19 protein-coding genes are annotated in these 22,120 nt (G+C 53.5%); 11 read left to right on the top strand and 8 right to left on the bottom strand.

The features are described from left to right. Positions 1–105 precede the first annotated feature (105 nt). From WM46_RS10895 to WM46_RS10860, 8 genes are all read right to left on the bottom strand, one after another. A complete protein-coding gene (locus tag WM46_RS10895) occupies positions 106–1,413 on the bottom strand; it encodes a dicarboxylate/amino acid:cation symporter (protein WP_102602246.1) in 1,308 nt (435 codons plus the stop codon). 170 nt (positions 1,414–1,583) lie between these two features. Beyond that, a complete protein-coding gene (locus WM46_RS10890; RefSeq protein WP_042320615.1) occupies positions 1,584–1,901 on the bottom strand; it encodes a DUF4387 domain-containing protein in 318 nt (105 codons plus the stop codon). Beyond that, complete coding sequence (locus WM46_RS10885; protein WP_102602245.1) at positions 1,898–3,268, bottom strand: acyclic terpene utilization AtuA family protein; 1,371 nt, start codon at positions 3,266–3,268, stop codon at positions 1,898–1,900. The genes WM46_RS10890 and WM46_RS10885 overlap by 4 nt, the downstream gene beginning before the upstream one ends. A 3-nt stretch (positions 3,269–3,271) precedes the next feature. Then, positions 3,272–4,513 (bottom strand): methylaspartate ammonia-lyase, encoded by a 1,242-nt coding sequence (locus tag WM46_RS10880; RefSeq protein ID WP_061076883.1) that lies wholly within the window; start codon positions 4,511–4,513, stop codon positions 3,272–3,274. Continuing rightward, the gene (locus tag WM46_RS10875) at positions 4,513–5,958 is read right to left on the bottom strand and encodes a methylaspartate mutase subunit E (protein ID WP_102602244.1); all 1,446 of its coding nucleotides are present in this window, start codon (positions 5,956–5,958) and stop codon (positions 4,513–4,515) included. Before WM46_RS10875 ends, WM46_RS10880 begins: the two co-directional genes overlap by 1 nt. Before the next feature lie 18 nt (positions 5,959–5,976). After that, positions 5,977–7,365, bottom strand: a complete 1,389-nt coding sequence (gene glmL / locus WM46_RS10870; protein ID WP_061076885.1) for a methylaspartate mutase accessory protein GlmL — start codon at positions 7,363–7,365, stop codon at positions 5,977–5,979. Beyond that, a complete protein-coding gene (glmS, locus tag WM46_RS10865; RefSeq protein WP_061076886.1) occupies positions 7,365–7,814 on the bottom strand; it encodes a methylaspartate mutase subunit S in 450 nt (149 codons plus the stop codon). The genes glmL and glmS overlap by 1 nt, the downstream gene beginning before the upstream one ends. A gap of 496 nt (positions 7,815–8,310) precedes the next feature. Next, entirely contained in the window at positions 8,311–9,030 is a 720-nt protein-coding gene (locus WM46_RS10860) for a GntR family transcriptional regulator (RefSeq protein ID WP_061077999.1), read from the bottom strand. 176 nt (positions 9,031–9,206) lie between these two features. Here WM46_RS10860 and mngA point away from each other — a divergent pair, with 176 nt between their 5' ends. The 11 genes from mngA (at position 9,207) to tolB (ending at position 22,096) form a co-directional block, all read left to right on the top strand. Further along, positions 9,207–11,123 carry a PTS 2-O-a-mannosyl-D-glycerate transporter subunit IIABC gene (gene mngA / locus WM46_RS10855; protein WP_102602243.1) on the top strand — a complete coding sequence of 639 codons (1,917 nt, stop codon included), beginning with the start codon at positions 9,207–9,209 and terminating at the stop codon, positions 11,121–11,123. A gap of 19 nt (positions 11,124–11,142) precedes the next feature. Continuing rightward, positions 11,143–13,776 carry a mannosylglycerate hydrolase gene (gene mngB / locus WM46_RS10850; protein WP_102602242.1) on the top strand — a complete coding sequence of 878 codons (2,634 nt, stop codon included), beginning with the start codon at positions 11,143–11,145 and terminating at the stop codon, positions 13,774–13,776. A gap of 681 nt (positions 13,777–14,457) precedes the next feature. Then, a complete protein-coding gene (cydA, locus tag WM46_RS10845) occupies positions 14,458–16,026 on the top strand; it encodes a cytochrome ubiquinol oxidase subunit I (protein WP_061076889.1) in 1,569 nt (522 codons plus the stop codon). Positions 16,027–16,041: 15 nt separating this feature from the next. Continuing rightward, complete coding sequence (gene cydB, locus WM46_RS10840) at positions 16,042–17,181, top strand: cytochrome d ubiquinol oxidase subunit II (RefSeq protein ID WP_061076890.1); 1,140 nt, start codon at positions 16,042–16,044, stop codon at positions 17,179–17,181. 14 nt (positions 17,182–17,195) lie between these two features. Then, positions 17,196–17,309 (top strand): cytochrome bd-I oxidase subunit CydX, encoded by a 114-nt coding sequence (gene cydX, locus WM46_RS10835; RefSeq protein ID WP_042320599.1) that lies wholly within the window; start codon positions 17,196–17,198, stop codon positions 17,307–17,309. Next, the gene (ybgE, locus tag WM46_RS10830; protein WP_042320596.1) at positions 17,309–17,602 is read left to right on the top strand and encodes a cyd operon protein YbgE; all 294 of its coding nucleotides are present in this window, start codon (positions 17,309–17,311) and stop codon (positions 17,600–17,602) included. The genes cydX and ybgE overlap by 1 nt, the downstream gene beginning before the upstream one ends. A gap of 273 nt (positions 17,603–17,875) precedes the next feature. After that, a complete protein-coding gene (gene ybgC / locus WM46_RS10825; protein ID WP_043001341.1) occupies positions 17,876–18,280 on the top strand; it encodes a tol-pal system-associated acyl-CoA thioesterase in 405 nt (134 codons plus the stop codon). Continuing rightward, positions 18,277–18,969, top strand: coding sequence for a Tol-Pal system protein TolQ (tolQ, locus tag WM46_RS10820; RefSeq protein WP_080343208.1), 693 nt, complete (start codon positions 18,277–18,279; stop codon positions 18,967–18,969). The genes ybgC and tolQ overlap by 4 nt, the downstream gene beginning before the upstream one ends. A 3-nt stretch (positions 18,970–18,972) precedes the next feature. After that, on the top strand, positions 18,973–19,401 hold the full coding sequence (gene tolR / locus WM46_RS10815) for a colicin uptake protein TolR (RefSeq protein ID WP_042320591.1): 429 nt from the start codon (positions 18,973–18,975) through the stop codon (positions 19,399–19,401). Between the two features lie 62 nt (positions 19,402–19,463). Continuing rightward, on the top strand, positions 19,464–20,672 hold the full coding sequence (tolA, locus tag WM46_RS10810) for a cell envelope integrity protein TolA (RefSeq protein WP_102602241.1): 1,209 nt from the start codon (positions 19,464–19,466) through the stop codon (positions 20,670–20,672). Positions 20,673–20,803: 131 nt separating this feature from the next. Then, positions 20,804–22,096 carry a Tol-Pal system beta propeller repeat protein TolB gene (gene tolB, locus WM46_RS10805; RefSeq protein ID WP_043001339.1) on the top strand — a complete coding sequence of 431 codons (1,293 nt, stop codon included), beginning with the start codon at positions 20,804–20,806 and terminating at the stop codon, positions 22,094–22,096. Positions 22,097–22,120 lie beyond the last annotated feature (24 nt).

The raw sequence follows: 22,120 nt of genomic DNA, 5'->3' as shown, positions 1-22,120 counted from the left end.
TTGGCATGTTGCCGGATGGCGGCGCAAGCCCCTTATCCGGCCTACAGGTTAATACTCGATGTGTAGGCCGGATAAGCAATAGCGCCATCCGGCAACCTTATATCATCAGGACATCACCACTTCTGACGGCTCAGTGGCAGGACGCTCCTGTTCTGGCGTTTTGACCGGCGCAGTGCCCCGGCAGCCGGAACCGAAGTGTTCACCTTCCCAGCGACCGACAATCGCGGCGCCCATGGCGTTACTCATCACGTTGGTTGCGGAACGGCCCATGTCGAGGAACGGATCGACGCCCATCAGCAGGATCAGACCGGCTTCCGGAATGTTGAACTGGTTGAGGGTAGCGGCAATGACCACCATCGAGGCACGCGGTACGCCTGCCATACCTTTGGAGGTCAACATCAGAATCAGCAGCATGGTGATTTGCTCGCCCATGCTCAGTTCAATGTTGCACGCCTGCGCGATAAAGACGGTGGCAAACGAGCAATAGGCCATTGAACCCACGAGGTTGAAGGAGTAACCGATAGGCAGCACGAAGCTGGCAATCTTAGACGAGACGCCGAATTTCTCCAGCTTATCCAGGGTGCCCGGGAACGCAGCTTCAGAACTGGACGTGGTAAACGCCAGCAGCGCCGGTTCGAGAATCGCTTTCGTCAGGCGACTGATGCACGGACCGACAATCACCGTTGACAGGCCGATGAGGATCGCCCACAGCATACCCAGCGTCAGGTAGAACTCACCCATGAAGATCCCGGCGCTCACCATCACGCCCAGCCCGCGTTCAGCGATAAGCCCGGAGATCGCGGCGAACACGGTTAACGGGGCGAACAGCATGACGTAACCGGTCAGCTTCAGCATGACGTGAACCAGTGAATCGAGCACCTTCACGATCGGCTCGGCTTTCTCGCCAATGGCGGCCAGACTGCACCCGAGGAAAATCGAGAACACCACGATTTGCAGGATTTCGTTACGCGCCATCGCATCCACGATACTGGTCGGTACGGCGTGAGAGATAAACACTTTCAGCGTGAACGGTTCTGACTGCACGCCAGCCACTGCCGCTGCGTCATGGGCGACGAAGTTAATGCCCGCACCTGGCTGGAACAGATTGACGATGACCAGACCCAGCGCAATCGACAGCAGTGAGGCGCAGATAAACAGGAAAAAGGTTTTTGAGAATATACGTCCCAGCGTTTTGGCATCGCCCATTTTCGCGATACCGACAACCAGGGTTGAAATAACCAACGGCGCGATAATCATTTTTACCATACGTAAAAAGATGGTGGTAAAAATAGAAATATCCTGCGCGTATGATTTTGCTGTATCTGCCGATGCCATATTATTAATAGCCACCCCGGCAATCATGCCGAGTATCAGGCCTAATATGATCATTTTGGTTAGACTTATTTTCTTCATTATTACTCCATCGGATCAAGGCTGGTCTGTGAAGTGTTGTAAGGTAGCGTGCGCCTGAGCCAGGACAGCAGTTCAGGCGCACGCTGGTTGTGACCAACCGCATGAATTATCTGGAATACAGTGATACAGCGAAATCCTGTACGCCAATGGACGTTGTTGTATTTTATTGACTATAGATCGAACTCAATACTTAATAACGGCGCATGCTGCTGCGCGCCATAAACATCATTGTCACCAACGTTGCCGGAAATAATATCGCGAGGCATCACGATTTTTACGGCATTCGCCGGGTCGAACCAGACGATGCGATGAATAAAATCAGGTTCAACGTTATATAAGCGGGCAATTAACTGCGGGGTTAATTGCTCAGAACGTTTTACCCGCTGATAGTCTTCGCGCGTTTTAAATAAAATATCTAACACCAGTTCATACGGTCCGGCGTTTTTAGAACGAATCACCTGCGCCAGGGTGCAAATAGCGTGTTTCATGCCTGAACTCCTTCTGGCGTCACCTGTTCGATATGGAAGTCAAAACGCAGGGCGTCGCTGGCTTCGATCAGGTGATAGATTGAGAACTCATACACCGGCCCGCTTTGAATGTCGGATGGCGAGAACGGGAAGGCGAGGTTGCCTGCCGTGGCGATCCGGTTTTCGTAGCCGTAGTGCAACAGGGTAGAGCGCACCAGCGAACAGACGCTGTTGGCGATATCCTGCGTTGGCGCGACCACATCCAGCAAAATGCCCAGTTCATGCCCGGCGGTTTGCACCGGCTCATGATTACCCATCACGCCGTTCTTGCCGTACAGGTGGAACGTCATGCGGATGCTGTCATCATTCAGCGAGAGGTTGCGGGCGACGCTGGCCTGAACTTCTTCGAGAATGGTGTCGATGCTGGCAATCATGATCGGATCGCGGGTACCGGCGATGGTCAGGCAACGGAAGCCCACCTGACGCGCACCTTCCAGTTTCAGCGCATACGGCGTTTCTTCATGACGGGAACCGCTGACGTACACTTCGCCATCGTTTACCGTTTTGAAACTGCACCCTTTCAGGTTCAGTACGCCGCCAGGGCCTGGCAGGAAGTACGGATCGGATTTCTCATACAGGGTGTGTGCCGCCGCCGACGTTTCGGTGAACTTGCGTTTCGGGTTGAACGTCTTCAGCGTAAAGCCGTTGTCGTCGATAATCCCCATTGCGCAGTCAGAGCCGGAACCTGGGGTGGCGGCAATGGCCGCACATTCCAGGATCTTGCCGCAGTGCAGCGCCAGACCTTCATCAAATCCCTGCATAATCGGCAGCGCCGCGAAGCAGGCCGGATCGTAAGCCCGTCCGCCCAATACCACTTGCGCACCGGCTTCCAGCGCACGCTGGAACGGTTCGATCCCCATCTGCGCCACGATGTAGGTGCTCTCTTCGATCGCCTCGTGGGTCAGTGCCGGAACAAAGTCCAGCGCGGTGATTTTGCCGTTATCCAGCGCCTGATGAACCACCTCTTTATTCACATCCGATGGGATCAGCGCCATTGAGAAGGACAGTTTTTCTTCCTGTGCGATCTCAAGGATAATCTGCCGACACCACTCAAGGTGCGGTGCTGCACCGGATCCCCCGGCGGTGCCGATCACCACCGGAATGTTGTTCTTAACGCCCGCCGTGATCATATAGCGCAGATCGCGTTTCACTCCGGCCCGATCGGTAAACGGTTTCCCCGCCCCCAGGTAGTGGGGGCCAGGATCGGAGGAGCCTGCGTCAACCGCGATCAGATCCGGTGACGCTTCCATGGCTTTACGAAAGCTCTCTTCCGGGAAGCCATAACCCAGGATAGCCGTCGGCGATAAGATCTTAAATGTGCGTGCCATCTCTTAATCCTTAGTCTGCAACAGCGCGATGGTGCGGTTCATTTCGTTAAACACGATATTGAGACCTTCATCGAAGCCCATACCCGGCTTGATCAGCATACGCATTGGACGGGCGGCGAGAGCCACATGTACGCAGGTGCGGGCGCTGATTTCGGTTTCGTTGCAGGTACCGCCCTGGTAGGCTTCCATCCCGTGCTTGTTGCAGTACAGCACCGCGTCAACGATGTTGTGAATGCCGCCGAGATCCGGGGTTTTGATCTGCACCATGTGACAGCTGCCGGCATCGGTGAAGTCCACGATGTCCTGATAGGTGTTACACCATTCGTCGGCGACAATTTTCACGCCGGAACCCAGACGGGTCAGCTCTTTGGTGATGGCGGTCAGCATACGGATCTGATCCGGTTTGTTGCCTGCATCGACCGGGCCTTCAATGTACAGCGGCAGACCCTGCGCTTCTTTTTCGAGGCTGGCGATATACTCGGCGCAGCGCACCGGGTCCATATCGAAGATCAGACCGATGGTGCCATACACGTCGATATGCAACGTCGGGTGATAGCGTGGGCTGGTGCGCAGGCTGAGAATACGGTCGGACAACCAGCGCACGTATTCACGCAGTTTTTCGCCTTTGAAACCGAGCTTCTCTTCAACGTTGTTGATCAGCGCGTGCGGCAGGACGTCAACGCCTTTGAGGATCATCTTGTCGACGGCGATGTAGCGGTCGTCGCCGCTCTGGCCAAATAAAGGAATGGCTTCCGGTACGCACGGCAGTTGCCATTCGTCACACACCACTTCCGTTTTCAGACGACCCGAGGCCAGCGCGGTGGCGTCAAGCAGCGCCTGTGACAGGCCGTAACGAACGGCGGTATGCAGCAAATTACCGTCGATGCGCAGTTTGTCGAAAAAACGGGCGTTCGGCAGGAACGCATCCACATCGCGGCCTTCCAGCAGCGGTTTAATGTGATCGTTGAGGAACGGAATAAAATGTTCAGCCAGGAACAGCGGATCACGGCCGCCGGCACCGGAGTACTGAACGGCGGCGCAATCACCCACCGCGACGGCGCCGTTTTCCAGAATCAGCTGTACGGAAACACACTCGCCAGCCTGGCGTACAGAGGTAAAGCCCGGGGTAACCGGATCGCCGGTATAAATAAACCCGTCATGACCTGCGCCATTTTTGATCGCCTGCTGGTCATCAAAATAGAATGAGGAGTAGCCAGCGGTGAAAAGCGCCTGTTTAATTTTCATTATGGTCTTCCTATTAATTGACTGTGGGATACAGCGTTGATGTCATCAACAACCATCTGGAATGAGGGTTTACGTCCTTCGTAATGGGCACGTTCGGCCACGTAATCGTGGTGTAGAGCGAGAATGTCTTGCGGCAGCGGCACTGAACCGGCTTCCAGAATACGGATCGCGCCGGCGTTATCGCGAACCGGCAGGATTTTACCGGCGTTACAGGAGGCCGGGGCGAAAGGTACGTCCAGCACGCCTGCTTCGAAGGCCAGCACGGTGCCGCGCGCGACATCGCCGTTGCCCAGTTCAAACACTTTCTTCAGGACTGCGCGAACTTCGCTCTTAATCAGATCCACTTCCTGTTCTACTGCGGCACACGGCGGGAATTTCTGGTCACTGACCATGTTGAGCATCTGACGTGACGCACGCAGTCCCTGGGCGTTTGCCGCCGCCGTCGGAATACCGAAGGCTTCATGTGGGCTCTTGGTGATCACTTTGGTCGCGCCGGACATACCGGCGACCGCTGCGCCCCAGGAGATAATGGAGAACGCTTTGGATTCGTCTTCCGGGAATCCGCCCATCCACTGGTGGAACACGGTGCTCAGCTCGTAATCATTGAAGCCGTAGTTCTGGAAATACTCGTGAGACAGTTCGCGCAGTGACTGGATCGCGGCAATGTCCTGCGTCAGGCTGCCCACCTGGCCGTAGCCGACGGTGATGGATTTCACGCCCTGTTCCAGCGCCAGCAAACCTTCGATAATTGCCACTGCGTGAGACATGAATGGCGGGATCAGCGTGCCGGTCAACGGGCCGAACGGTTCGCGGTTAATGCGAATGCCGTGTTCTTCATACAGCCCCATCAGGCGGTCGCAGTACTGCCAGTCGCGAATGGATTTTTCCAGCGTCACGCGTTTGGCGTAAGGAATGTTGTAGGAGATACCGCCGCCTTCATAGCTGGTGAAGCCGCTGGCCATGGCGATCTCCGCCAGCAGACGCGCATCCGGCGTACCGTGACGGACCTGAATGGGTTTCTCCAGCGCTTCGGTCATCCGACGACAGGCCGCTACGCCGTGGTTAACCACCGGCAGTCCGTTGAGTTTTGAGGTCCCGGCTTCGATGGATTTCTGGATCCCAATGGCGGCTTCTTCATAACGATTCAGACGGGTGTAGGCATCGATGGTGCTGGGCAGCAGGTCACACTCTACCTGCAGGGTTTTCAGCAGTTCGATATGCTCATCCATCAGCGCCACACCGGCACGCGGTTGGCTCAGGGTTTTCCCTTCCTGATCCGCCTTCAGCAAGGCGTGCGAGAACCGTTTTTTCTCAGGAATGGTCTGCTGATACTTCACGCCATCTTCAAAATGTTCGACGTCTTTGCCGGTATGCCACGTCTGCAACACCTGATGCCGCTCGGTCATAAATTCGTCATGGGTTAATTTTTTATTTCGAAGTTCCATTCGTCGCTGCCTTAGGTTTTATAGGGTTAAACAGTGAATGCTGGTGCGCGCAGCGGCCTGGGGATCCAGTCTGGCAACGTTTGCCAGCAGCGGGAGCAGACCTTTTGCATCGCGGTAGTACTCAAACTGAGTGGGTAAAAGAATGCGTCTGCCGTCGTCGTCCAGTTCGCGATATTTGAGCCAGTGATGGATATCAAACTGACTGGCGCGGGAGAGCCAGCCGCCCGAACCGACCACTTTGCGCACGGTAGTCAGGTCGCGTCCCATTTGTAAATCGACGTTGCCAACGCAGGTACAGACCTGCTTTTTGGTGCCTGCGTGACGCTCGGCGGCGTAGCCGACGCACAGTCCGGCTAACAGAGAATCAAAGTATTTCTCTTCCTCGCTCTGCGGCAGATAATCGGGATGCGCCACCAGATGACGCAGGTAGCCATAGAAGGCCTCCTGGCGTGCCGGCTGCTGAGCGAATACCACCTTCACCAGTTCCTGGGTACTTTCGCCTACCACCACGGCGGAAACGCGCATGCCGAGATCGCCTTCCACGGTGCGCTTAACAAAGGGCTCCGGGACACCGTGCAGCACGGTATCGGGCGAGAGGGTGTTGGCACTGGCGGAATAGACGTCGGTGGTCGCGCCGCCCATGTCGATGAGCATGAACTCTTTCCATGCGCTATCGACTTCGCTGATGGCTTTGACCAGTTCGTACACCGTCCAGGGCGTCGGCATGGGTTCTTCGCCGGTTTCACCGACAATCACATCCAGGCCTTTGCCTTTTACGATGCGGGACAGGAAGACATCACAAATCGCCTTGCGGGCGGCGAAGGGATTCGGGTGATCGAGGTCGGGCAGAATGTTGTCTACCGTGGTCAGATCTTTGTGTCCCAGAATCGCCTGGACATCATCCTGAATGTCGCGGTTTCCGGCGTAGATAATGGCGCAGTCGAGGCTGGACGCCGCCAGCGCATGCGCATTGGCCAGACCGTAGCTCTCTTCGCCGCCGTCGGTGCCGCCGGTAAACAGCAGAATGTCCGGCGGTGAGGCTTCCAGCGCCTGAATATCATGGCGATTCAGTTTGTACGAATAGTACTGGGCGATTTTTGCCCCGGCGGAATGCGCCGTGACTTTTGCCGATTCCAGGGTGATCGACGGCACCAGCCCCATTGCGGCGACGGCAAGACCGCCTTTCGCCGACGAGGAGTATTTCAGGGTCACTTCACCGCGGTTGAGCAGTGGGCGCGCATCGGCAACGTTCAGCACCTGGTTCAGGCTGGCGAAAAAACCGTCCGCCAGATGATGGGTCGTCGTCGGAGTCAGAACGTGGTTAACCAGTGTTAACGCATCCCCCTCCTTTGCGAAGAGGGCAGCTTTGGTCCACGTCGAGCCGATATCGACAGAGACGGTTTGCATCAGATAGCCTCTTCCAGACAACGCTGTTCAACGCCGTGGCGCTTGTTGATATCCGCTGCCATCAACTGACACACATCTTCGAGATCGTGGCTTGGGGCGAAGACGCGCTGGAAGCCCATCTCTTTGAATTTGGCTTCGATGTCTGCGAAGTCATGCTTTCCGACCACCAGGTTGCCGCCGACGTAAAGCAGGATATCGCCGATACCGCGTTCGATGCAGCGCTCGCGCAGACCCAGGCAGTCGATGTCGCCGTGGCCATAAATGGAAGAGACGACAATCGCATCGGCGCCGGTTTCGATCGCGGCATCAATATATTCATCCTGGCTCACCATTACGCCCAGATTGATTACGCGAAAATCATGGGCAGTAAAAACGCGGTCCAGAACTTTATTGCCTACGGCATGGCAGTCAGCACCAATGACGCCAATAACGAGTGTTGATTTTTTCATGGGTAATCCTCTCCAGGACTCAGGGTAAGAAATAAAATGTTTTGAAATGTTTTAATAGGGACGGAGTGTCGTGGGGAGGCGCGGCGGATGCAATTGATCTATTTTCAAAATATCTTTCGAAAAACGACTGTTCTATGAATGAAAATTTAAAAATCGTTTGTTATCAATTGATTGTGTGCATTGTTTTAGATGGTATATATTTTAATAAATAGATGTCTATTAAACGATGTTCTATGTTTGTGATCTGAATCCTGTTTATTTGTCTTTACGCGGAAGGAGTATTTAAATAATTTCAGAAGAAGAAATGTGAGGTGTGTAACGGAATAAAGTATGATGTTTCTATACGTCATTTTATTATTGTTAATAAAATGATAAATATGATAGTGATTTGTTTGCTATTCCCGCTGTGGGACAGCGGAAATTCTGTGTATTACATTTCATATATATTTGTGAAGCAGTTAACACTTCATCGAAATAGTGTTAACGCGCACTTCAGTTAACGCTGTTTCCTGTGGGCGATCAACGTAAATTTATAATCGTCAGTATTAAACGCATTGCGACTGTATTCGAATACCTGTCCTCCCTTTAAAAAGCCACGCGAAACTTTTTCCAGGATTGGCTTTGTGAGAGGGATAACAAGCAGGCGGCTCATCTCTTCGGTGGGCATCAGCGGAATCAACTCTTGCTCACTGCGCTCGATGACCTGTTTCTTCACCTCTTCAATGAAGTGGTACTTCGAGTTTTCCATTACCTGCCAGGTTAAATCAGGGAACAATGCCAGCGGCATCCACGTCTCCTCCAGCGCGACCGGTTTTTGCTTGATGTAACGCACCCGCTTGACGTGCCAGACTCGTTTATCATCAGCCAGTTGTAATTGATTTTTCAAAAATTCATCGGCCTGAATCACTTCGAAAACCAGCACGTCGCTGTGCGTATCGCTGCTACGATCGGTCAGTTTTTCATCAAAACTGGTTAATTGATAGATGTCGTAATTAACCCGTTCCTCTTTAACGTACGTGCCGCTGCCCTGAATGCTTTCGATGATCTGCTGCTCGGTTAACTGCCTTAGCGCCTGACGCACGGTGACCCGACTGACGCCAAATGCCGCCTGTAGCGCGGATTCTGTCGGCAAAGCATCACCGGGCTTCAGCTCACCCCGCTGGATTTGTTCACGGATCCTGTCGGCTATCTGTCGATACAGCGGTTTTCGGCTCATGGTTTTTTCTGTCAGGTTGTTAAGACGACTTTTCACATTATGCCTGATGAATTTTGGGTGTAAACAATACAAATTAAATACAAATATCACTCTTTAAGTGAAAGTGATCACGTAAATGTATTATTTTGTCTGGCACAATCCTTCGCACATAAAACAACCATTTTGTGAGGATCATGATGAACCTGACGACGTTAACCCAGCGGGACGCGCTGTGCCTGAACGCCCGGTTTACCAGCCGTGAAGAGGCGATTCGTACGTTAGCGCAGCGGCTAACGGCGTTGGGCAAGATTGCTGATTCTGATGCCTTTCTGGAAGAAGTGTTTGCACGTGAAAACCTCGGACCTACTGCGTTAGGAGAAGGGCTGGCGGTACCGCACGGGAAAACGTCAGCAGTCAAAGAAGCCGCTTTTGCTGTGGCGACGCTCAGCGAGCCCTTGAGCTGGGAAGGGATCGATGGTCCGGAAGCAGTTGAACTGATTTTCCTGCTCGCTATTCCGCAGGAAGAGGTGGGCAGTACCCATATGCAATTGCTGACCGCGCTCACCACGAAGCTGGCTGATGATGAGACGCGAGCCCGTGTTATGGCGGCAACGAATGCAGACGAGCTGTTGTCGGCGCTGGATGACAACACGCATGGACCGACGGTAGCAACCCCATTCAACGCTCCCACGATTGTGTGCGTGACCGCCTGTCCGGCGGGTATCGCGCATACCTATATGGCGGCGGAATATCTGGAGAAAGCCGGGCGGAAACTGGGCGTCAATGTGTTTGTTGAAAAGCAGGGCGCTAACGGTATTGAAGGGCGCTTAACGGCGGATCAACTGAATACGGCCAGTGCCTGTATTTTTGCTGCTGAGGTGGCAATCAAAGAGAGCGAACGGTTTGCGGGGATCCCGGCGCTGACGGTACCCGTCGCCGGGCCGATTCGCCATGCTGAACAACTGATCCGGCAAGCATTGGCGCTTGAACCACAAAATGAAAAGCGCGCGCGGCAGGAAGAGAGTCATCAGCCTAAAGGGTTTAAGACGGAGTTAAAACAAGCGTTACTGAGTGGGATCTCCTTTGCCGTGCCGCTGATTGTTGCGGGTGGGACGGTACTTGCTGTCGCGGTATTGCTGGCGCAGATATTTGGTCTGCAACCGCTGTTCGATCAGGAGAACTCCTGGCTGTGGATGTATCGCAAACTTGGCGGTGGGATCCTCGGCATTTTGATGGTGCCTGTACTGGCGGCATACACCGCGTATTCACTGGCGGATAAACCCGCACTGGCACCCGGTTTTGCTGCGGGGCTTGCCGCGAACATGATTGGTTCCGGTTTTCTTGGCGCAATCGCGGGAGGATTGATCGCCGGATACCTGATGCGCTGGGTGAAAAACCACCTGCGGCTGAGCAGTAAATTCAACGGTTTTTTGTCGTTTTACCTCTATCCGGTGGTTGGCACGCTGGGAGCAGGCAGTCTGATGTTGTTTGTGGTTGGTGAACCTGTGGCATGGCTTAACAACAGTCTGACCGTCTGGCTTAACGGTTTATCTGGGGCGAATGCGCTGCTGCTTGGCGCGATTCTCGGCTTTATGTGTTCATTTGACTTGGGGGGGCCCGTCAATAAGGCCGCCTATGCCTTTTGTCTGGGGGCGATGGCGAACGGCGTCTATGGTCCTTATGCCATCTTTGCCTCGGTCAAAATGGTCTCCGCATTTACGGTGACTGCGTCAACGTTAGTTTCTCCGCGTCTGTTTAAAGCGTTTGAAATTGAAACCGGTAAATCTACCTGGCTGCTTGGGCTGGCGGGTATTACCGAAGGGGCAATCCCGATGGCGATTGAAGATCCTGTGCGGGTGATTGGCTCCTTTGTCCTCGGATCAATGGCGACAGGGGCAATGGTTGGGGCGATGAATATCGGTCTCTCAACGCCTGGCGCGGGTATTTTCTCACTCTTTTTGCTGCACGATGCCGGGTACGGCGGCGTACTGGCGGCGGCGGGTTGGTTCGGTGCGGCGCTGGTGGGAACCGCCATCTCAACGCTGGTTTTGCTGCTCTGGCGACGCTATGCGGTGAAGCAGGGCAAATATATGACGGATGGCGTAACGTCGTAATTCAGAACAGGAAACGAAGATGAAAGCTGTATCTCGCGTTCACATTACCCCGCATATGCACTGGGATCGGGAGTGGTATTTTACCACCGAGGCGTCGCGCATTTTGCTGGTCAATAATATGGAAGAGATCCTCACCCGACTGGAGCAGGATACCGACTATAAATATTACGTTCTTGATGGACAGACGGCGGTGCTGGAGGACTACTTCGCGATAAAGCCGGAAAATACCCGTCGGGTACAACGTCTGGTGCAAGCCGGAAAGCTGATCATTGGCCCGTGGTATACCCAGACGGATACCACGATTGTCTCCGGTGAGTCTATTGTGCGTAATCTGCTGTATGGCATGCGTGATTGCCAGGCCTTTGGCGAACCGATGAAAATTGGCTATCTACCGGATTCCTTTGGCATGTCGGGACAGCTTCCGCATATCTACAACGGATTTGGCATCACCCGCACGATGTTCTGGCGCGGTTGTTCAGAGCGTCACGGTACCGATAAGACCGAGTTTTTATGGCAAAGCAGCGATGGCAGTGAAGTTGTCGCGCAGGTGCTGCCGCTGGGTTACGCAATTGGTAAGTACTTACCCGAGGACGAGAGCGGACTGCGCAAACGGCTTGACAGCTATTTTGAGGTGCTGGAAAAAGCGTCAGTGACCAAAGAGATTTTGCTGCCTAATGGCCACGATCAGATGCCGCTGCAACAGAACATTTTTACGGTGATGGACAAACTGCGCGAGATCTACCCGCAGCGGAAGTTTGTGATGAGCCGTTTTGAAGCGGTGTTTGAACATATCGAGAATCGACGTGAACAACTCGCTACGCTGAAAGGCGAATTTATTGACGGCAAGTATATGCGGGTACACCGCACGATTGGCTCGACGCGGATGGACATCAAACTCATTCATGCGCGCATTGAAAATAAGATCGTCAATATCCTTGAACCCCTGGCGACGCTGGCCTGGACGCTTGGCTTTGAGTATCACCACGGTTTGCTGGAAAAAATGTGGAAAGAGATTTTAAAAAATCATGCCCACGACAGCATTGGATGTTGCTGTAGCGATAAGGTTCACCGGGAAATCATCGCGCGCTTCGAACTGGCGGAGGATATGGCAGATAACCTGATCCGTTTTTATCTGCGCAAAATCACAGACAACATGCCACAGAGCGACAGTGACAAACTGGTGCTGTTTAACCTGATGCCGTGGCCGCGTGAAGAGGTGATTAACACGACGATCCGCCTGCGAGGTCATCAGTTTTGCCTGCGTGACGATCGGGGAAATCCCGTTCCCTGTTTTGTGCGCGCGGTTCGCGATATCGATCCTGGACTGATAGACAGGCAGATCGTGCATTACGGTAACTACGAGCCGTTTATGGAGTTTGATATCCAGATCCATCAGATTGTACCGTCGATGGGTTATCGCACGCTGTACGTGACGCAAGGCGAGGCGGGAAATAATAATCCGCCAGAAACCTCCCGGGCGGAGGGGCTGGAAAATGCGTTCTGGCAGATTACCGTTAACGACGATGGCACGCTGCGTCTGTATGACAAAGATAGCGGCATCTGCTATGACCGCGTCCTGGAGCTGGAAGAGGGCTCTGATGATGGGGATGAGTATGATTACTCGCCCGCCAGAGAAGAGTGGCTTCTGCCTTCTGCGTCGGTAAAAGCAGAGTGCGAGGTGACCCATGAAGCATGGCAAAGCCGGGCGCGGATTTGTTATCAAATGGCCGTGCCGCTCAATCTTACGGAACGTCGCGCTCGCCAGCGTAGCGGTAGGGTTGAGGTTGAAATAACGGTCATCCTGAGCCACAACAGCAGGCGTATTGATATTGAAGTGCTTCTGGATAATCAGGCTGACGATCATCGCCTGCGGGTACTGATCCCCACTCCGTTTGTGACCGACACTGTGCTGGCAGATACGCAGTTTGGTACGGTGAGCCGCCCCGTGCGGGATCCCGCACTGGCAAACTGGCGGGAAGAGGGCTGGAAAGAGGCACCGGTTCCCGTCTGGAATATGCTTAACTATGCGACGCTTCAGGAGGGCAGAAACGGTCTGGCGGTTTTCACCGAAGGGTTGCGTGAATTTGAAGTGCTGGGTGACAGGAAAAAAACTTTCGCCATCACGCTGCTACGCGGTGTAGGACTCCTCGGGAAAGAGGATTTGCTTTTGCGTCCCGGCCGTCCTTCAGGCATTAAAATGGCGGTGCCGGATGCGCAACTGCGCGGACGATTGCACTGTCGGCTGAGCCTTTTCAGTTATACCGGTACGCCAGTAAACGCCGGTATTGCTCAGCAGGCCAGGGCCTGGCTTACCCCGGTACAGTGTTATAACAAGATTCCGTGGGATGCGATGAAACTGAACAAAGCCGGTTTCATGACGCCTGACCGCTACAGTTTGTTCACTATGCCGCCGGTCGGGTGTCAGTTGAGCACCCTGAAGAAAGCGGAAGAGGGAGAGGAACTGATCCTGCGCCTGTTTAATCCTTCAGATTCGGAGTCATGCGACGCAACGGTTGCCTTCGGCAGAGCGGTTCAATCGTGTACAGAAACGCGCCTGGATGAGCAGCCGGTTCAGAGCGTTGATGAAAAGCGCAGCGACATTGGCCCGGTTTTGCCGGGGCAAACGCGAACATTCAGCTACAAGATTGTGTGAATAGCCAGCAAACAGACACAGGCCACGCATTGCGTGGCTTTTTTATTAACAGAATAATAACTGCGCGGTGTTAATTTATAACGCTATAAAAGTGAAATAATTGTGAAAGTTGACGCGTGGAATTTATATCCTGGCAAATAACAATAAATTGTCTACGCTGAACGAATCGGGAAAGGGAAGAGGAATTCCTGTGACGGCGTTAATTAAAACACTGTCTTTTTATATATACATTTTCACATGGTAACCATTCCCGCCCGCAAAGATACATGTTAGCAACATGTTTTTCACTACGATCACTCAATTTAAACACGATTAACAAAAGGCATTGTTTTTGATTTAAATCAATGTTTAAACGTTGGAAAAAGTGTGCGAAACACGTTAAATTGTCGCCGATCAAATTGGTGGAAAGGTGATAAATTCGCTATAAATTGATCACTGTCGAAAAATGCAAATCTTCCTCAATAAAAACCTGTTTATTGTAAGGATTTTGCGGCGTAATATAATTGCGGGATCAATTTGAGTTTTTTATTAACATGTTTGTAACCTTTCGCCCTTTCTGTTTCCTTCTCCAGGAAAACGATAACGGCGAGAGCGCACAAATAAATTTGTATTGGGGCATGCGTGTGACCCTTTCTAACGGGGTCACTCTCGGAGTCTTCATGCGATGAGCAAGGAGTCATGATGTTAGATATAGTCGAACTGTCGCGCTTACAGTTTGCCTTGACCGCGATGTACCACTTCCTCTTTGTGCCACTGACGCTTGGTATGGCGTTCCTGCTGGCCATTATGGAAACGGTCTACGTCCTTTCCGGCAAACAGATTTATAAAGATATGACTAAGTTCTGGGGCAAGTTGTTTGGTATCAACTTTGCTCTGGGTGTGGCAACCGGGTTGACCATGGAGTTCCAGTTCGGGACAAACTGGTCTTACTATTCCCACTACGTTGGGGATATCTTCGGTGCGCCGCTGGCGATCGAAGGTCTGATGGCCTTCTTCCTCGAATCCACCTTTGTAGGTCTGTTCTTCTTCGGCTGGGATCGTCTGAGCAAAGTTCAGCACATGGCGGTAACCTGGCTGGTCGCTTTAGGTTCCAACCTGTCCGCTCTGTGGATCCTGGTCGCAAACGGCTGGATGCAGAACCCTATCGCATCGGATTTCAACTTCGAAACCATGCGTATGGAGATGGTGAGCTTCTCTGAACTGGTCCTTAACCCGGTTGCCCAGGTGAAATTTGTGCACACCGTGGCGTCTGGCTACGTGACCGGTGCGATGTTCATCCTTGGTATCAGCGCTTACTACCTGCTGAAAGGCCGCGACGTCGCTTTCGCAAAACGCTCTTTTGCAATTGCTGCGAGCTTTGGCATGGCTGCCGTGCTGTCTGTTATCGTTCTGGGTGATGAATCCGGTTACGAAATGGGCGACGTGCAGAAAACCAAACTCGCGGCCATTGAAGCAGAGTGGGAGACTCAGCCTGCTCCGGCTGCCTTTACCCTGTTCGGCATTCCTGACCAGGAGTCGCAGGAAAACAAACTGGCGATTCAGATCCCTTACGCACTGGGCATCATTGCCACGCGTTCTGTCGATACGCCGGTTATTGGTCTGAAAGACCTGATGGTGCAGCATGAAGAGCGTATCCGTAACGGGATGAAAGCGTATGAACTGCTGGAGCAACTGCGTGCCGGTTCGACCGACCAGGCTGTTCGCGAACAGTTCAACAGCATGAAAAAAGACCTCGGTTATGGTCTGCTGCTGAAACGCTATACCCCGAACGTCTCTGATGCGACTGAAGCGCAGATTCAGCAGGCGACGAAAGATTCTATCCCACGCGTTGCGCCGCTGTATTTCGCCTTCCGTATCATGGTGGCATGTGGCTTCCTGCTGCTGGCGATCATTGCGCTCTCCTTCTGGAGCGTGATTCGTAACCGCATCGGTGAGAAGAAATGGCTGCTGCGCGCCGCGCTGTACGGTATTCCACTGCCGTGGATTGCAGTAGAAGCCGGCTGGTTTGTCGCCGAATATGGCCGTCAGCCGTGGGCGATTGGTGAGGTGTTGCCAACCGCAGTGGCGAACTCGTCGCTGACCGTCGGCGACCTGCTGTTCTCCATGATCCTGATTTGTGGCCTGTATACCCTGTTCCTGGTGGCTGAACTGTTCCTGATGTTCAAGTTCGCACGCCTTGGCCCAAGCAGCCTGAAAACCGGTCGCTATCACTTTGAGCAGTCCACCGCGACTACTCAGCCGGCACGCTAAGACAGGAGTCGTCAAATGATCGATTATGAAGTACTACGTTTTATCTGGTGGCTGCTGGTTGGCATTCTGCTGATTGGTTTTGCGGTCACCGATGGCTTCGACATGGGGGTGGGCATGCTCACCCGTTTCCTCGGTCGTAACGACACCGAGCGTCGAATTATGATTAACTCCATCGCCCCGCACTGGGACGGTAACCAGGTGTGGCTGATCACCGCGGGTGGCGCGCTGTTTGCGGCCTGGCCGATGGTCTACGCTGCGGCGTTTTCCGGTTTCTATGTGGCGATGATCCTCGTGTTGGCGTCTTTGTTCTTCCGTCCGGTCGGTTTTGATTACCGCTCGAAGATTGAAGACACCCGCTGGCGCAACATGTGGGACTGGGGCATCTTCGTGGGGAGCTTCGTGCCGCCGCTGGTGATCGGCGTGGCATTCGGCAACCTGTTGCAGGGCGTACCGTTCCATATCGACGAGTATCTGCGTCTGTACTACACCGGTAATTTCTTCCAGTTGCTGAATCCGTTTGGCCTGCTGGCGGGCGTGGTGAGCGTAGGGATGATCATTACTCAGGGCGCGACCTATCTGCAGATGCGTACCGTGGGTGAACTGCACCTGCGTGCCCGTGCGACATCGCAGATTGCGGCGCTGGTCACTCTGGTTTGCTTCGCGCTGGCGGGGGTCTGGGTGATGTACGGTATTGATGGCTACGTGGTGACCTCTGCGGTTGATCATCATGCGGCGTCTAACCCGCTGACCAAAGAAGTGGCGCGTGAAGCGGGTGCCTGGATGGTCAACTTCAACAATGCACCGATCCTGTGGCTGGTTCCGGCACTGGGTGTGGCGCTGCCGCTGCTGACGATTCTGACCTCCCGTATGGAGAAAGGGGCATGGGCATTCCTGTTCTCCTCTCTGACGCTGGCCTGCATCATCCTGACCGCTGGTATCGCGATGTTCCCGTTCGTGATGCCTTCAAGCACCATGATGAACGCGAGCCTGACCATGTGGGATGCGACGTCCAGTCAGCTGACGCTGAATCTGATGACCTGGGTTGCTGCGGTGTTTGTTCCGATCATTCTCATCTACACCAGCTGGTGTTACTGGAAAATGTTCGGTCGCATCACCAAAGAGCATATTGAAAACAATACCCACTCTCTGTACTAAGTAAGGAGCAAACTATGTGGTATTTCGCCTGGATTCTGGGAACGCTTCTTGCCTGTGCATTTGGGATCATCACCGCGCTGGCCCTTGAGCACGTCGAGGCAAGCAAAGACGGTCAAGAAGAACACTGATGACCACCCTGATCGCGATGCAATATAACGCGATGGACAAGCGCCCGTTACGGGCGCTTTCTTTGGTGATGGCGTTAGTGTTAGCAGGATGTATGTTTTGGGATCCCTCCCGCTTCGCGGCTAAAACCAGCGGGCTGGAAATCTGGCACGGTCTGCTGCTGATGTGGGCGGTCTGTGCGGGCATCATTCATGGCGTAGGTTTTCGTCCTCGCGCCGCGCACTGGCAGGGGATTTTCTCTCCGCTACTCGCCGATATCGTGCTTATTGTCGGTCTGATTTTCTTCTTCTTTTGAATAAGAAACATCCTTAAATATTTATGGGCTTGCATAAGCCCATAAATTTTTACTCTCCCTTAACCTCTCCCCATTCCCAAGCCTCAATCGCGCGCGTATAGTAGCAACGCTTAAAAGCACTAACTTTTGTTGCATTACCGGGATGTAAAGTGAATACAACGCTATATACAACAGCATTCTTGATGCATCGCGGCGGCAAGTGCGCGAATCACCAGGAGCTTACAGGAGTAAGTGACTGGTGTGAGTGGACGAAGCCAACAAAGAGGCAGCAGGATGAATAAGTATATATTTCGATGGCCGGTACGTGTCTACTACGAAGACACCGACGCCGGTGGTGTGGTTTATCACGCCAGTTACGTCGCTTTTTATGAAAGAGCACGCACAGAGATGCTGCGTCATCATCACTTCAGTCAGCAGGTGCTGTTGGCTGAGCGAGTTGCCTTCGTGGTGCGTAAAATGACGCTGGAATACTACGCGCCTGCGCGGCTCGACGATATGCTCGAAATCCAAACAGAAATTACGTCAATGCGTGGCACCTCTTTGGTTTTCACGCAACGCATTGTCAACGCAGAGAACACCGTGCTCAATGAGGCTGAGGTTCTGATTGTTTGCGTTGATCCACTCAAAATGAAGCCTCGTGCGCTTCCCAAGTCTATTGTCGCGGAGTTTAAGCAGTGACTGACATGAATATCCTTGATTTGTTCCTGAAGGCAAGCCTTCTGGTTAAACTTATCATGTTGATTTTGATTGGTTTTTCAATCGCATCCTGGGCCATCATTATCCAGCGGACCCGTATTCTTAACGCCGCCGCGCGTGAAGCTGAAGCGTTCGAAGACAAATTCTGGTCCGGTATTGAGCTGTCTCGCCTGTATCAGGAGAGCCAGGGCCGCCGTGATAATCTGGCGGGTTCGGAACAAATCTTCTATAGCGGGTTCAAAGAGTTTGCACGGTTGCATCGGGCAAACAGCCATGCGCCAGAAGCGGTGGTGGAAGGGGCATCTCGTGCGATGCGGATCTCGATGAACCGTGAACTTGAAACGCTGGAAACGCATATTCCGTTCCTCGGCACCGTGGGTTCCATCAGCCCGTATATCGGTCTGTTCGGTACCGTGTGGGGGATCATGCATGCGTTTATCGCGCTCGGGGCGGTAAAACAGGCGACGTTGCAGATGGTTGCGCCGGGTATCGCGGAAGCATTGATTGCTACGGCGATTGGTCTGTTTGCGGCAATCCCGGCGGTCATGGCCTACAACCGTCTGAATCAGCGTGTTAACAAGCTGGAACTGAATTACGACAACTTTATGGAAGAGTTCACCGCGATTCTGCACCGTCAGGCGTTTACCGTTAGCGAAAGCAACAAGGGGTAAGCCATGGCCAGATCGCGTGGACGAGGTCGTCGCGACCTGAAGTCCGAAATCAACATCGTACCGTTGCTCGACGTTCTGTTGGTGTTGCTGCTGATCTTTATGGCGACAGCGCCGATCATTACGCAGAGTGTGGAAGTCGATCTGCCGGATGCGACTGAGTCGCAGGCCGTGAGCAGTAACGACAATCCGCCGGTCATTATTGAGGTTTCCGGAGTAGGGCAGTACAGCGTGGTGGTTGAGAAAGATCGTATGGATCAACTGCCGCCAGAACAGGTGATCGCCGAGGCGAAAAGTCGCCTGGAGTCCAATCCGAAAACGGTCTTCTTGATCGGGGGCGCGAAAGACGTGCCTTACGATGAAATAATTAAAGCGCTGAACTTGTTGCACAGTGCGGGTGTGAAGTCGGTTGGCTTAATGACGCAGCCTATCTGATCATTTGCGTCTCTGGTTTGAAAGAGAGCGTGTAACAGGCGAACAGTTTTTGGGAACCGAGAGTGTCAAAGGCAACCGAACAAAACGACAAGCTCAAACGGGCGATAATTATTTCAGCGGTGCTGCATGTCATCCTATTTGCAGTCCTGATCTGGAGTTCGTTCGATGAGCATATTGAGGCTTCAGCCGGCGGCGGCGGTGGTTCTTCCATCGATGCCGTGATGGTTGATCCTGGCGCCGTGGTTCAGCAGTACGAACGTCAGCAGCAGCAACAGTCAAGTGCGCAGCGTGCCAAAGAGCAACGTGAAAAACTGGAGCAGCAGCAGGCGGAAGAGCTTCGTGAGAAGCAGGCTGCCGAACAGGAACGGCTTAAGCAGATCGAGAAAGAACGTTTAGCGGCTCAGGAACAGCAGAAGCAGGCTGAAGCCGACGCGAAGAAAGCGCAGGAACAGCAGAAACAGGCTGAAGAAGCGGCGAAGAAAGCGGCAGCGGATGCCAAAGCGAAAGCTGATGCACAGGTGAAAGAAGCCGCAGAAGCCGCGAAGAAAGCCGCGGCGGATGCACAGAAGAAAGCCGAAGCAGAGGCGGCAAAAGCCGCTGCTGACGCGAAGAAGAAAGCGGAAGCAGAAGCGGCTAAAGCGGCTGCCGATGCGAAGAAGAAAGCCGAGGCTGAAGCCGCTAAGCAAGCTGCCGCGGAAAAAGCGGCGGCAGCGAAAGCCGCTGCCGCCGAGAAAGCTGCAGCTGAGAAAAAAGCCGCCGCAGAAAAGGCCGCCGCTGATAAAAAAGCTGCCGCCGAGAAAGCCGCTGCCGATAAGAAAGCAGCAGCTGATAAAGCCGCTGCGGCCAAAAAGGCCGCTGCTGAAAAAGCAGCTGCGGCATCTGGCGTTGACGATCTGCTTGGCGATCTCAGCTCCGGTAAGAATGCGCCGAAAACCGGCGGTGGGGCAAAAGGGAACAACGCTTCTCCTGCGGGGAGTGGTAATACTAAAAATAATGGCGCATCAGGCGCGGATATCAGCAACTATGCCGGGCAGATTAAATCTGCCATTGAGAGCAAGTTCTACGACGCATCGTCTTATGCAGGTAAAACCTGTACGCTGCGGATAAAACTGGCTTCAGACGGTATGCTGCTCGACATCCAGTCTGAAGGTGGCGATCCCGCGCTTTGTCAGGCAGCGCTTGCTGCAGCCCGACAAGCGAAGATTCCAAAACCACCGAGCCAGGCGGTATATGAAGTGTTTAAAAACGCACCTCTGGACTTTAAACCGTAAGCTAAACTTTCCCCGTTATGGCGGGGAAAACAATCTGCGGTAGTCGCTGGGTTCTGGTAGTTTTGTGTATTTGAGTTTGTTAACATTCTGCTAAATTATCGTGGGCTGATCGCCTGGATAAGGGAGATATGATGAAGCAGGCATTACGAGTAGCATTTGGTTTTCTAATGCTGTGGGCAGCGGTGCTGCACGCAGAAGTACGTATCGAGATAACCCAAGGGGTGGACTCGGCGCGCCCGATTGGCGTTGTGCCATTCCAGTGGGCAGGGCCGGGTGCTGCACCTGAAGATATCGGTGGCATCGTTGGCGCGGACCTGCGCAACAGCGGTAAATTTAATCCGTTAGATCGGTCTCGTTTGCCACAACAGCCTGGGACTGCGCAGGACGTTCAACCTGCTGCATGGTCTGCGCTGGGGATTGACGCGGTTGTGGTCGGTCAGGTAACTCCGAATCCGGACGGTTCTTACAATGTCGCTTACCAGCTGGTTGACACCGGCGGCGCGCCGGGTACTGTACTGGCTCAGAACTCTTACAAAGTAAACAAGCAGTGGCTACGCTATGCCGGCCATACTGCCAGTGACGAAGTGTTTGAGAAGCTGACCGGGATTAAAGGCGCATTCCGTACTCGTATCGCGTATGTTGTTCAGACTAACGGCGGTCAGTTCCCGTATGAACTGCGCGTGTCTGACTACGATGGCTACAACCAGTTTGTGGTTCACCGTTCACCGCAGCCGTTGATGTCTCCGGCCTGGTCTCCGGACGGTTCTAAACTGGCGTATGTCACCTTCGAAAGCGGTCGTTCTGCGCTGGTTATCCAGACGTTGTCTAACGGCGCGGTCCGTCAGGTTGCGTCATTCCCGCGTCACAACGGTGCGCCTGCGTTCTCTCCGGATGGCAGCAAACTGGCGTTTGCCCTGTCAAAAACCGGGAGTCTGAACCTGTACGTGATGGATATCGGCTCTGGCCAGATCCGTCAGGTGACCGATGGTCGCAGCAACAATACGGAGCCAACCTGGTTCCCGGACAGCCAGAACCTGGCCTTTACATCGGATCAGGCGGGTCGTCCGCAAGTGTATAAAGTTAACGTTAACGGCGGTGCTCCGCAGCGTATTACCTGGGAAGGTTCACAAAACCAGGATGCTGATGTCAGCAGCGACGGCAAATTTATGGTAATGGTAAGTTCGGCCAATGGTCAGCAGCACATTGCCAAACAAGATCTGGTAGCGGGTGGCGTACAAGTTCTGTCGTCAACGTTCCTGGACGAAACGCCAAGTCTGGCACCTAACGGCACTATGGTAATCTACAGCTCTTCTCAGGGGATGGGATCCGTGCTGAATTTGGTTTCTACAGATGGGCGTTTCAAAGCGCGTCTTCCGGCAACTGATGGACAGGTTAAATTCCCTGCCTGGTCGCCGTATCTGTGATAATAAATAATTGATTAATAAAGG

Origin of the sequence: Citrobacter freundii complex sp. CFNIH2 (assembly GCF_002880615.1) — a bacterium.
GTDB lineage: Bacteria > Pseudomonadota > Gammaproteobacteria > Enterobacterales > Enterobacteriaceae > Citrobacter_A > Citrobacter_A amalonaticus_F.
This window is presented reverse-complemented; position numbering and strand designations above follow the sequence as displayed.